This window comes from Cerasicoccus arenae, assembly GCF_014651635.1.
Lineage (GTDB): Bacteria > Verrucomicrobiota > Verrucomicrobiia > Opitutales > Cerasicoccaceae > Cerasicoccus > Cerasicoccus arenae.
In genome coordinates, this window is record NZ_BMXG01000014.1 from 56535 (window position 1) to 69582 (window position 13048).

Genomic DNA, 13048 nt, shown 5'->3' on the forward strand with positions numbered 1-13048 from the left:
CTCCCCCCGTTCCCTGAAATGCACCGAATATCCCGCACAATTTTACCGACAAAGGGTTTTGCGTTGGTCGTGGCGCTGTCATTGATGGCTTTTCTGTTCCTGCTATCTCTCGCACTCACCACGATCGTTAACCTCGAAGTATCCCTCAGCAGCACATCCGCTGCAAAAAACCAAGCCCGTGAAAATGCTCGTTTCGGCCTTTTAGTCGCTCTGGGCCAATTGCAGCAGGCCACAGGCCCTGACCAACGCGTCACTGCCGAAGCCAATATCTTCACCCCCGTCAGCGACGACCCAAATGCCCTGGGCGACATCGTTTCCCCACACTGGATGGGCGTGTGGGACAGCACCACTGAAAACTGGAAGAACCTCACCCCGGCTGAGCGCATCGCTCAAGCACGCTGGTTGGTAAGCGGTAATTCACAACTCGAAATCACCGACGCAGACTACCTAACGCCATCCACCAAGCTAAATAGTTTCACGGACGAACAAAAAGTCGTAATGGTCCATGACACCAGCCGCACCAACAACGATGTTACCGTGATCAAGGAATCCGTGGGTGGCCAAAGCTCGGGTAATTTCGCCTATTGGATTGCCGATGAAAACATGAAGGCCCGCATTGATCTCATTGATGAAACCAATGCGAGCACGGACCATTTTGAACTGACCGAAGGTTTCCAGAGCAGCCAGCGCTCAGGCGTCGAATATCTTGAGTCGCTAGAGAATTATCCAGCCAATGAAGCCCGCACCAACCAATTGCTTGATTTACCAAGCTTGGTCCAGCTCTCGCAAACTAGCGGCTCGACCGAGACAAAAGCCATTGAAGACCGCTATTTTTATGCGCTCAGTCCGTGGTCGAAAGGCCTGCTTGTTGACGTGAAACACGGTGGCCTCAAGCGTGACCTTACCCAAGCTTTCGAGTATCGCCATATTTTTGATAAGCACTTCGTCCTCGAGCCCAACAAGGATGCCGTTGATCCAGATGACATCACACCAGTGAACTACGAGGAAGCCCTTTACTTCATCGACGATGAAGTGATGACGGCTAACGGCCTCGGCGAAGATCAAGTAAGAACAAGCGGCCCCAACTGGAGTATCCTGCGTTCCTATTATCGACAGTATATCCCAGGATCTAGGAGCATTAAATTCTCATGGAATAGAGAAAAAGAAATTGGCGAAGAACTAACCATTCGCAACTCCTTGGACTTAGTGGAACATAAAGAACTCATGGCAGACGGCCCCAGCTATTTCGCCCCGTTCAAAGAGTATGAAGAATCGCTGTCAGATAAGACGAGGACACACCTCAATAAGTACACTGGCTGGCAACATTTTTACCCAGACTACTCGTTTTCACCCGGTACCTCTGGCCTCCCCTACCAAACGGTGCCCAGTGAGCAAGGCCATGAAGTGCTTGAAACAAGGCTCATCAGTCCTCTTTCCGATAACTACCAACTACAAAGCTGGGTGGGGCCTATCATTTCTCGCCTGCAATTAAGCTTCGGCATTAACGACGGTGATTACGGCTTGGAAATCATTGTGACACCTGTCCTTTCCCTCTATAATCCTTACAACACGACCATAACAATTGAGGAAAGCAAGCTGTTCATGGGTTGGAATTTGAACCCGATTATCACTATCGACGTGGCTGGTCGCAGCTTACCCGCTCCAGTGTCTTTTGGGCTACGTGAAGTCATGCCTACCGTAAGCCAGGGAAGGTCAAGCTACCGAATATATAGCAAGAATGAAGCGAAGGGAGGCACGATTACCTTTAAGCCGGGCGAAACCCGCTACTTTGGTCTTAATGTTGACCACTCATCATACGATGGACGCGAAACCGACAATGGTGTCTATCAACTCTGGGCGGACACCGACGATAATGGAAATATCATTGGCGATATTCACCAAAACGGCGACTATGTCTACATGACCAATTACGAACCTGGCCGGGGCGGCCTCGTTATCCCATTGGAACTCTCTTACCAGCACCATCCCGCAGATAATATAGGCGTTACAGAGCTATATAAGAATCAAGACGGAAACTACGGTAATAATCGCCCCACAAAAAAAAGAAACTGGGGCTTAGCTGATGAGGAAATTGCAGACCTTAGACTACTATCTCAAGACAATAGCGGTAATGCCTCGATCGGTGGTTTCACCATCAGCCTCAGTTTGACGACGGACTTCGGGGCCGGATTCAATATCGACTCTGCAGGGGCCAACAGACTACAGTCCATTTCCAAGGTATTCGCCGATTTCGACGCATCCGACTTCGGGCTTTACGAATCGCAGACTTTCAGTTCCCTCTCTGCTGCCTCCGATCAAGACCAACTCCTAGCGGTTGGCTTTTGGCTAAAAACTGCCGAAGAGTCCAATACGCCTTGGCGTAATCTCGTGGATTCGAATATCCGCGCCATAAGCGCAAATAGCGAATGGGACGGCTTCAACGATACAAATGGTTATCAGGTGCTCAGCACCTACACCACCCAAAGCCCACAAACGAGCCGCGGCATTTTGACCAACGAATACGCTGAAGTCCAGATGGATGACCCCATCCGAGCCAACGGTTTCTGGGGCAACAGTAACGATGTCACTGGCCAGAGCGAAGTCATTCTTTTTGACCGCCCACGCACGCCGCTTCTCTCGTTGGGTAATCTCCAACATGCAAATCTGGGCCGGTACAACTTCGACCCGACTTATATGGTCGCTAATTCCTACGCCAATGTGCGAATCCCTCTTGACGCCACCGAATCCTCTGCCCACAGCGCTTGGACCTACTACGGAGAACCCGGAAAAGAACCCGACTACGGCAACTTCAAGCTCTTTGACACCTCCTACTTGGTGAACGAAAAGCTCTGGGATCGCTATTATTTCTCGGGCATTGTGAGTGATGTCACTGAAGACGAATTCAATGCGTTTAAGAACGGCGAACCGATTTCAGGAAACCAGCGTTATCATTATTCGAGTGAAGTGTCCGAGTTGACCGTTGAGGAACTCGAAGCACGCGGCAACGACGATACTCTCTTTAAATCCCTCGCCGCTTATCTACAGATCGAAGGTGCCTTTAATGTCAACTCCTCCTCCGTTGATGCATGGAAAGCTTTACTTGGCGGCCTCGCCCAAGGAACCCTTCCCATCTACGATTTCAATGCAGGCTTCCAACGCGAAACAGGCGGCCTACTCATTTCACGGTTCACCTGGCCTTACCATGGCAAAGTCAACCTCGACGAAAACGAGGGTGAAGAAAACTTCTGGAAAGGCGTTCGTGAAATCAGCGAAGATGAGCTAAACAATTTGGCCCAGGCGATTGTCAACCAAGTCAAGCTACGCGGCCCCTTCCTTTCAGTCAGCGACTTTATTAACCGCGCCATCAGCGATGATGTCACCGGAAAGTCCGGAGCCTTACAAGCCGCACTGGATGACCCACAACTAGGCGTAAATACAGAATCGAAGCTCAGCGCCGTTTCGCTGCCCGCTGCAACGGACATACCCGGAAGCGGCTTCAACGATGTATTCCCAGAAACGAATATGCAAGCTGCGGGCTTTCCTGGATGCGTTTTGCAAGGTGATGTCCTCCAACGTATCGGGCCGATCATCACCGTGCGTGGAGACACCTTCCTCATTCGTTCTTATGGCGAAAGTGTCGATAAAATATCCGGCAGCGTTAAGGGCAAAGCCTGGTGCCAGGCTGTTGTGCAGCGCACAGCGATGCCAATCGAACCAGACTTAAATGACATAGCCAATGAACTGATCAACCCCAGCAGCCCAATGGGACGAGAATACAAAATTATTGGATTCCGCTGGCTCAGTGAAAACGAAATCTAAACCGCATGCATATTCGTAAATTTTATATAGGAGCATTCGCCCTGCTGTTGGCTTTGGCTACTTTCGCCCAAGCTCAGGACTTCGGGAGAGTCGTAACGACGCAGTTCAGTGCAATCGGCTGGGACAACGCCATACGCAACGTTTATTACCTGAATGGCGATGAACGCATCGACCTGACTATTCCCAATGGGGCACCCTCCTCGCTTTACGAATGCCGGGCCAATCAACCATTGGTCTTCTATCGTGACGGCCCAGCAGGCCCTGATGGTGCCACTCCTACACCAATCCCTGTCGCCAGCACCACACTTAGCGCTGCTGCCCCCCCCTCCCTACTCCTTTTCTTTGATCAAAAGAACGCTAACGTGCCATACCGCATTGTCTCGGTTAAGAACGAGGCACAGAGATCGATGCAAGACATCTACCAGCTCTACAACATCTCGCGCCACAAAATCGTCGCTCAGTTCAACGAGGAGCGTATCAGCATCGATCCTGGTAAGCAGTTAATCATCAATTCGCCCAATATCGACAAACCGAACTTTGGCGTCATGATGGCAATTCAAGCGGACCCAAAAGATTCTGGTGATTGGAAGCTGGTATATAAAGCCTTCTGGCCATACCGCACCGGACGAAGCAGCCTTGTATTCATCACGGACAAACAAGGCCGTGATGACCAAATCAGCGTGCGCCGGTTTTACGTTTCCACACCGACGCCACCAAAGTCATAGCAGCGCAAGGGATTATCCCTTGCCACCTTTCAACGGATAGATTGCAAGGTTGTCGTACTGGCAGCGATGTGCGTGATCCATCTGGCGCAAGCCTAACCACCCAGAGTGCTCCCAAATGGGACCAGCAGTCTCGCCATCGTCCACATACTCCAGCGCCAACTCTCCGTCGACGAAGTAGCGGATCGTACCTCCTCGCTTGTAAAGCCCGACGCGCTGAAACTCATCGGTTGAATCAGCAACAATTAAATCCTGGCCTGCTCCTAAGAGCGTAAAACCATGATTTTTTCTGAGATTAACACCCTTCCTAGCGCCGCTCCAATAGGATAAATGGTATCCGTCCAGATCACCACTGTGATACTGCACAAACGTCCCATCGCGTGGCGCTAGGTCGGGGTCTAGCACGGGTTCCCCCTGAGTCCCCCGTGTGTTGAAAAATATGATGGCAAGCCCTTGTGACTTGTCCTCTGGCCGAAAATCAAACTCCAGGTAGAAATCAGCGGGGATCTCTGGCTTAAGCCAAGCGACGAGGTGATTGCCCGGTGCTGGCCTAGTCTGTAAGCCTTCACTCTCCAGAACAAAGCAACCATCGATCACTTGCATGGACTCTCCACCCTCCAGCACCCAATCGCCTAAGACGGTCTCGTCCGTAAAGTTACTACGGTAAACCGGATACTCCCAATCAATCTCGGATCGGATAGTGGACTCATCGCTGGCCCAGCAAAACGACGCTGTGGCCAACAATGGAGCAAATGACAGCGCAGCTGTTCTAGTCATGGAAATATGTCTTATCGGCTCAACCGGCGACGACGCACGATCACTGCCAGCACTATGCAACCCACTGCCAACGCATAAGCTGATGGCTCGGGCACAACGACCACGTCACCCAGGGTCGTGCCGTAGCGCACTTCATCATAGGTCACAGTCAGCTCGCCGATGTTGTCATAGCTAGTGGCACCGCTATTAAAATCGATGGAAAATTCAGAAGTCGAAATGCGCATAGACTTGGTGGAATCAAATACGATCGTGCTAGAACTTGAGTTTGACGTCGAAAAAAGCGCATAAGTATCCAAGTCGACTTCCAAGCCGCCATTGCTCTGCCAATTGTCAAAACTCACTTCATCAAACATCCACGTATTTGCGGTTCCGCCTCCGGCTAGACCAACGTTTGAAAAGCTATTCACCATCAGATAATTCTGATTCAAGCTAATTGCTTGGCTCCCGCTAATCGGGCCATTGACGATATATTGCGAGCCAGACTTAATGCCGGTTTGCGAGGCACGCTTCACTGCTTCAGCCATGGAGCCCGAGGCATTTCCCGTCAAGTTTGACGTATCTTGTAGGCGTAATTCAGAGACACCTGAATTCGAGGGGTCCTGGCCCAACGTTGGGTTTACGAGAGCGCTCGCAGATACATTGACCAGCATAGTCTGGTAGATGTCACCCGTGGCCGTCGTGGAAAGAGGTATGTGCGTGTAGGCGTACTCTTTTACGTTATCGATCTTAGGCTGGACCGACTGAAACAGCGATCCACCAGTGGTTGCAAGATTACTAAAGGTCAAACCAGTGGGGACGTAGTTCGAGCTCTGCACATTGTCATTACCGGAAGTCCCTGTCACCGTTGCATAGGAACCAGAAAGGCCTGTTGCTCCACCACCAACAGCAACGCCATTGATCGGAATCGTTGAGCCACCGTAGTTGAACCCTTCATAAACGAGTGATACCGCATGCGCAGCAGGAGAAGTTAAAAGGGCGAAAGCCCCGATATAAGAGTATTGGCAAAATACACGAACTGATAATCCGATGAATGTACTCATTGTTTTTTTGGGGGAGGGTGATCTTTAAGCAATACGATGATGGCGAAGGCTTAACTAAGTAAAAATCATGATTGACCGCCTCACTGACTTAGTCAATAGTGATTTTCAATTTTATTACTTCCGCATACATCAAACTGCGCACCAATATGTCGACCCCAACTAGCAACACATTTTCCGCTCCACAAACTCAGTCTGCGAGCACATCAACCAATTCGAGCAACCGCGCCATCCTTCAGGTCGCGATTATTGGCATCTCTGGATTTGGGCGCGTTCATCATGCGATGATTGAAAGCGGAATCCAACGCAACGAATTCAAGCTCGCTGCTGCAGCAATCATCAACCAATCCGAGGAACCGGAAAAATGCGCAAAAATGCTAGCTGAAGGTGTCGAAGTATTTGAGGACTTCCAAGAAATGCTTGATCGCTGGCATGGGAAGATCGACATCTGCTTCATTCCGACTGGCATTCACTTGCATGCACCGATGACCATTGCCGCGCTGCAAGCCGGAGCCAATGTCTTTGTCGAAAAACCTGCCGCCGCCACCATCCAGGAAGTACACGAAATGCAGGCTGCCGAGCAGAGCAGCAGCCGATTTGTTGCAGTTGGCTATCAGACCATCTACGCGTCGGAAACCATGCTCATGAAGCAGGCCATTCTCACTGGAAGGATTGGCAAACTGAAGGCCGTAAAATGCATGGGGCTTTGGCCACGCCTTGAGTCATACTACAGTCGCAATGACTGGGCAGGCCGCCTCAAACTAGGTGAAGACTGGCTGCTCGATTCACCCTTTAACAATGCCATTAGCCATCAACTGAACATGATCTGCTTTCTCGCAGGCCCTCAGCAAAACGAATCAGCTAACATTGCCGACATCCAGGCCGAACTCTATCGATCACGCAAAATCGAGAGCCCAGACACTGCCTGTATCCGCTGCCACAGTGAGTCGGGCGTCCCTCTCTATTTCTTTGGCACCCACAGCTCACGCCAAACCGTAGACCCAGAAATCCACGTTGTGGGCGATGCCGGCAGCATCCATTGGACCTTCGAACAAACCCTGATCCACGACGTCAGTGGCAATACGCAAACCATAGACAACGAGTGCAGAGATGAGCTTCGTGAGCGTATTCTCGATTGTTTGGTAGAACGCACCCATTCGCCCAAAGCATTCATCTGTGATTTAGAAATCGCCAGCGCCCAAACCCGTTGCGTCAACGGCGCACATGAATCCTCTGACGTGCGCGCCATACCTGAACAGTACATTTCGCGCCACGAGGAACATGAAGGCGATACCAAGATTGAAATTAAAGGCATCGATGAGTTAATTTTCAAAGCCTTTGAGCAGGAAAAACTATTTTCGGAATTGGACTGCCCTTGGGCAAAACCAGGACAGACAATCGAACTCCGTAACTATAAACATTTTCCTTCAATTCGCCAATTTTAAGCAATCAAGCCCAAGACCTGACTGCTTTTCGGCTCAGGCTATAGGCATCACTGGGGCGATGTATCAAAGACGCTCGACACTCGGAAAAAATCCATAGGATTCAGCACACAACTTAGAGCGTATTTTCCTCTTGTTCAAAGAGTAAAGAGTTCTAAAGTAATGACTGAGTCAATTACTGTGAGTCCAAACCGAGTATCCATTGTCCGCAACCATATCCTCTCCCTACTGGAAGAGGGCACCATCGGCACCGGCGACCGTATCCCTGCTGCACGCGATATTGCCGAAACCTTGAATATTTCATTCCTCAAGGTTCAACAGGCTGTTGAGTCTCTCTGCCAAGATAGTGTGCTCCATTCGGAATCCCGGCGCGGCACCTTCGTCCAACCCAATTGGCAAACACGCGTGCTGCCGGAGAACATGTGCGTTTACAACCCGGTTGACCATTTTCCATGGATCCCCGACATGCTCCAGCTAATCTCGGATTCCATCCCAGGATTACGCAGCACATACGCCTTCAAGCGCGGAATGGTGGAGCTACGCACCACTAGCCATGTCCTGACCGAATACCACGAATACATGGACCTGTCTGAGGTGCTCGCGGAATGCTATCCTGACCGTGGCCTGTTCTTTGATAAGCCATTTCGTCCGTTTGAGATCAACGGAAAGATTGTTGGCATCCCCTTCGCTTTTTCTCCTCGGGTCATCTACTATAACCCAGCAATCTTTGAGCAGGCCGGATGCAAGCTGCCACAACAAAGCTGGACTTGGAATACCTTCATCAACTGTGTGAAGAAACTGAAAAAGGTATTGCCTGCCGAACGCATCATCAACTGGTACCCCACGCCCCACCTCTTTCTGACCTTCATCAACCGTGCAGGTGGACAGCTCTTTAATCCCAAAGCCGACGACCCGGTTACGATCGATAGCCCTGAGGTTCTTCATGGACTCCAACTCTTTCGGCAATTGGGCGAAATGCTGGACTACGCTCACCATGAAGACGAGGAATTCCGCCAAGACTTTTTTAAGGGTAAGGCAGCAATGCACCTTTCTGGGCGTCATTTCATGGATTTCGTGATCCGCTCCGACTTCGAAGACTGGAATACAGCGCCAATGCCCCTCTTTGAAGGTGGGGTCGATTACACTGCACAGGCCACTGATCTGATCTGTATCCGGAAATCCTGCAACAATCCCCAACTTGCCATGCGATACGTCAGCGAAATGCTCTCTGAACGTGTGCAAGACTACATTGGCCAGTGGAAGCATAACATCCCCATCCGCAAAAGTTCTGCCTACAAAAGCCTCGATCTGGATGATCCGCGTGATGCCCTTTTCGCGATCGAAGTCGCTAAAATATCGACCGAATTCAACCTTGAGCCACCCTATCCGGGCGCACTCATGCTCCAAGGCATCTCAAGAATTCTCCGCGAACGACTCGATCTGGAAGCCAGCCTGAAGGAACTAGCCCAAGTCGCCCGAACCATGCTCGGCATCGAAGGCATTGGCCGGCAAGGCGCTTCCTGCAAAAGCATCTTCTACGCCTCCAAGTAACTTTTTCCAAGAAAAGCATCACATAGAATTTGTGCAGATAATGTTGACTTAGTCAGATTGAGGGATGACTATTCTCACATGCTTGAAATCATTATCCCACGCGTCACACTTCAAAAACGACGACGCATCGCGTCCATTCTAGCCTGCTTCCTCCTCGGCGCTTCAGCGACTTTTGCCAGCAACAATCTGATAACCAACGGCGATTTCGCTGTCTTTACCGCGAACAAGCCTGCCTCTTGGCGTGTGCCCGCCCCTGGCGCATCAACACTGACGTATGAAACCTCCTCAAAACCAACTGGTGCCAACGGCAGCCTCCGCGTCACAATCGATACCGATGGTCAGGGCCTCGGCCAAATTCTTCAAAAATTCCCCGTCAAACCAGGTGGAAATTATCTGCTTGAAGGCTGGGTAAAAAGTGACGGCTCAGAAGGTGGACAACTTCAGATTAAGCTTTATTCGAACAAGAAAGAAATCAAGCGCATCAGCGTGCCCAACAACGGCATCGGCTGGGAGAAGCTCTCCAAGCAATTTGTGGCCGAGGGTGCCGAAGAAGCCGCCATTCTGCTGCGCTACAAACAAACGGGCACCGAGATCGGCAATACGCTCTGGTTTGCTGATATCAGCGTAACCCCAGCGCCAGCAATTGATTCTTTGGCGCAAAGCAAATAACCCCCCCCTCTCTGTCTTAGAATTGTCATTTTCCCAAATTTACCCAAACCTATGCACAACTTGAGAAACACTTTTTTACGCTTTGCCCTGTGCGCGATTGCACTGACCGGCATCGGCACTGCAAACGCAGGCAACCTCCTGGAAAACGGTGACTTCGCCGAATTTAACGGCAATACACCAATTAAATGGCAGTTGCCTTCGAGCGTCCACGCCACACTGAAATACGACACCAGTGAAAAGCCCGAGGGCGCGGTAGGCAGCCTGAAAGTAACCCTCGACAAGGCCAACAGCGGCCAAGGCCAAGTCCTACAGAAATTCCCCATCAAGCCCGGCAGCGTTTACTACTTCGAAGGCTGGGTAAAGTCTGACAAGGGTTTGAGCGGCTTCGTCCAAATCAAACTGTTTAAGGGCGGCAAGGAATACCAGCGCATCAGCGTGAAGGAATCTGGATCGGGCTGGGAAAAAGTCAGCAAAGAATTTGAAGTCCACGAAGCCGACGCCATGGCTGTCCTCTTGCGTTACAATCAGAAGGCTAGCCTAGTTGGCAAGTCCGTATGGTTTGCCAACATGTCTGTGGTCCCTGCCAATGAACGCGTTCGCGAACCCCTGAAAATCTCTCTGCTCGAAGCCATACCGACTTTTAACTCCATTGGCGTTTACGCGGATATCGTTGGCGACATGAGCCAGAACACCGAGGGCCACATGGTCTACCGTGAAAAAGGCGCTACAGAATGGAAGCCCACGCTCGGCGTTGTCTGGCACGATGAGACTAAGCAACTCCGCGGCAGCCTGCTCAATCTCAACGAAAAAACCGAATATGAAGTAAAAGTTTGGATGACCGATGAGAACCTCCCCGATACCCCCCCCCCAGCAGTAGCCACCACCACCACCTGGAGCAGCGATGTGCCAATCGGCAAAACCATTTATCTTGAGCCCGGCGTGAATACCGAGCCATTGGTGATCACTGAAAAAGGCACTGCAGATGCATGGATTCGTTACACTGGAGCACCCGATGGCACCTCTATTCTCGACGCTGGCGGTAAAGCCAATAATGCGATCAAGATTCTGGAATCCGAATACATAGTCATCGAAAACCTGACCATTAAGGGCGGCACCACGGACGCAATCGCCATTGCAAAATCGTCCGACATACGCATTCGTCGCTGTGATATTTCCAACTGGGGTAACCCCGGCACTCTGCTCCCATCCACGAACAAGAGGTGGGGCAAAGGCCCGTTCTACTTAGACGAAGCAGGCGAACGCATCAACTTGCAAGCCGGAGTCCGTGTCAGCGGAGGCGCAGAACGGGTGGTTGTCGAAAATTGCTTCATTCATAGTCCAAACGGCCGTGCGACATCTTGGGCCAATGGTCATCCACTTGGGCCGACATCCATCATACTTTCCAATTCAGAAGGCCATCACGTCATCCGCAATAACGACCTGATCGGCGCAGAAGAGCATCGTTTCAATGATACCATCGAAGGTGCCTACAATAACAAGGTAAAGGGCGGGCCTTATCGCGACACCGACGTGCAGGGCAATATCATGTTCTTCAGCAATGACGACGGCATCGAGCTCGACGGCGGTCAGATGAACGTGCGTATGTTTAACAATTGGATCGAAAGCAGCTATTGCGGTATCAGCACGGCACCAACGCTCTACGGGCCATCTTATATTTTCCGCAACTTGATCGTCCTCGAAGGCGAAGAACGTGGTGCCACGAACTTCGCGTTCAAGATCGGTGGAAATAAGTCACCCGAACCCGGAATAAACTACTTCTTCCACAACACGATTTACAGTAACAGCATGGGCCTCCGAGGGAGCAACTGGGGCAAGGGGCCAACGCCAGTCCAGACCCGCAACAACCTCTTCGGCCTCGGCGTAATCCTTTATCCACAAAAGGCACTGGGAGATTTTGACTACGACATGCTGCGAGTCAATTCCATGGATCCCGCGATCGATCCCTGGCAGGCCAATGGTGTCGTGGGTGTAGAGAAATTTAAGGATCGAGAAGCTGGCGATTACCGCCTTTCGGATAATTCCGCTGCCATAGGCAAAGGCGTGAAGCTACCCATGGTCAACGATGACCACCGTGGCTCAGCCCCAGACATTGGTGCCTTTCCCGTTGGAGCAGACCCAGTCTTCCCTGTTCGCAAGGATTCCATCTCGCTGCTCCCCATGAGCGGAACCATTGAAATGGTTATTGGCGAAGGCAACAAAAAGACCGAAAAACTCACGGTTAACGCACCGGCCTCCCTCGGCAAGCACTGGCGTGTAATCACGAGCTCGCCATGGCTCAAGGCAACACCAGAAACCGGTCCTTGTGATGGCCAACCACACGAGATCACCGTCAGCTTTGATCCGAAAAATGACAAGGACGGCCTCCTCCAAGGCGCTGTCACTGTTCGCACGGATGGCGGCTATAATCGCTCTTCATTCATCAAGGGCTACGTCAAACCGAAGAATGAGTTCATCAAAATCGCAAACGCAGTCGACCTCGAATACGCTGGCTTCACCGTCCTTGACGTAACAAACGGGCCAGTGCCGCAAGTTCTCCAAGCACCAGACCGCCGCGATGCCTCTGCCGCTTCTTATATCAAGCTCCCCGTAACCATTGACAAGGCTGGCACGTATTACATGCACGCACTGGCCTATATTCCTGGTCCAGGGTCACCCGGGCACGACAGCCTACGCTTACAGATTGACGATGGCGAAATCACCTATTGGCCTTTTGGAAAATCTGCACCATCTGTGTGGAGATGGCACACTGCCGACATCAATAAGGAGCAGTATCCGCAAAAAATCGAACTAAGCGCAGGCGACCACGTGCTGACAGTCTGGGGGCGTGAAACCTTGACCCAAGTCGCCAAGGTTGCTCTGAGTAATAGTTCCATTCCGCCGGAAAAGCGTCTCATACCCGGCTTAGCTTCTGCTCAGTAAGGATTTAGGAGCTGTAGTAGCCAACGGGCTAATTTCACATGGCGATGGGCGAATGCCCATCGCCATTTTTTGTAATGGAGTCCATATTTTA

At 51.2% G+C, this 13048-nt stretch carries 8 protein-coding genes; 6 read left to right on the forward strand and 2 right to left on the reverse strand.

Translation table 11 applies throughout. From position 1 onward, the window contains the following. The first annotated feature begins 18 nt into the window (after positions 1–18). On the forward strand, positions 19–3819 hold the full coding sequence (locus IE065_RS11870) for a hypothetical protein (RefSeq protein ID WP_189515311.1): 3801 nt from the start codon (positions 19–21) through the stop codon (positions 3817–3819). Positions 3820–3824: 5 nt separating this feature from the next. Next, entirely contained in the window at positions 3825–4544 is a 720-nt protein-coding gene (locus IE065_RS11875) for a hypothetical protein (protein WP_189515313.1), read from the forward strand. Between the two features lie 12 nt (positions 4545–4556). On the opposite strand, the gene IE065_RS11880 is transcribed toward IE065_RS11875, so the two are convergent. Further along, positions 4557–5318 (reverse strand): DUF1961 family protein, encoded by a 762-nt coding sequence (locus IE065_RS11880; RefSeq protein WP_189515315.1) that lies wholly within the window; start codon positions 5316–5318, stop codon positions 4557–4559. Positions 5319–5329: 11 nt separating this feature from the next. Further along, the gene (locus tag IE065_RS11885; RefSeq protein ID WP_189515317.1) at positions 5330–6358 is read right to left on the reverse strand and encodes a hypothetical protein; all 1029 of its coding nucleotides are present in this window, start codon (positions 6356–6358) and stop codon (positions 5330–5332) included. Between the two features lie 146 nt (positions 6359–6504). Here IE065_RS11885 and IE065_RS11890 point away from each other — a divergent pair, with 146 nt between their 5' ends. The 4 genes from IE065_RS11890 to IE065_RS11905 all read left to right on the forward strand — a co-directional run bounded on the left by IE065_RS11890 (position 6505) and on the right by IE065_RS11905 (position 12957). Continuing rightward, the gene (locus IE065_RS11890; protein WP_189515320.1) at positions 6505–7800 is read left to right on the forward strand and encodes a Gfo/Idh/MocA family protein; all 1296 of its coding nucleotides are present in this window, start codon (positions 6505–6507) and stop codon (positions 7798–7800) included. A gap of 159 nt (positions 7801–7959) precedes the next feature. Further along, positions 7960–9348, forward strand: a complete 1389-nt coding sequence (locus IE065_RS11895) for an extracellular solute-binding protein (RefSeq protein WP_189515329.1) — start codon at positions 7960–7962, stop codon at positions 9346–9348. 78 nt (positions 9349–9426) lie between these two features. After that, on the forward strand, positions 9427–10017 hold the full coding sequence (locus IE065_RS11900) for a carbohydrate binding domain-containing protein (RefSeq protein ID WP_189515331.1): 591 nt from the start codon (positions 9427–9429) through the stop codon (positions 10015–10017). Positions 10018–10077: 60 nt separating this feature from the next. Continuing rightward, positions 10078–12957 carry a hypothetical protein gene (locus IE065_RS11905; protein ID WP_189515333.1) on the forward strand — a complete coding sequence of 960 codons (2880 nt, stop codon included), beginning with the start codon at positions 10078–10080 and terminating at the stop codon, positions 12955–12957. The last annotated feature ends 91 nt before the right edge of the window (positions 12958–13048 follow it).

What these genes read in the sequence shown, in the direction of transcription:
- IE065_RS11870 (WP_189515311.1), top strand. Translation starts at nt 19, where the DNA reads ATGCACCGAATATCCCGCACAATTTTACCGACAAAGGGTTTTGCGTTG.
- IE065_RS11900 (WP_189515331.1), top strand. Translation starts at nt 9,427, where the DNA reads ATGCTTGAAATCATTATCCCACGCGTCACACTTCAAAAACGACGACGC.
- IE065_RS11880 (WP_189515315.1), bottom strand. Translation starts at nt 5,318, where the DNA reads ATGACTAGAACAGCTGCGCTGTCATTTGCTCCATTGTTGGCCACAGCG.
- IE065_RS11890 (WP_189515320.1), top strand. Translation starts at nt 6,505, where the DNA reads ATGTCGACCCCAACTAGCAACACATTTTCCGCTCCACAAACTCAGTCT.
- IE065_RS11885 (WP_189515317.1), bottom strand. Translation starts at nt 6,358, where the DNA reads ATGAGTACATTCATCGGATTATCAGTTCGTGTATTTTGCCAATACTCT.
- IE065_RS11875 (WP_189515313.1), top strand. Translation starts at nt 3,825, where the DNA reads ATGCATATTCGTAAATTTTATATAGGAGCATTCGCCCTGCTGTTGGCT.
- IE065_RS11895 (WP_189515329.1), top strand. Translation starts at nt 7,960, where the DNA reads ATGACTGAGTCAATTACTGTGAGTCCAAACCGAGTATCCATTGTCCGC.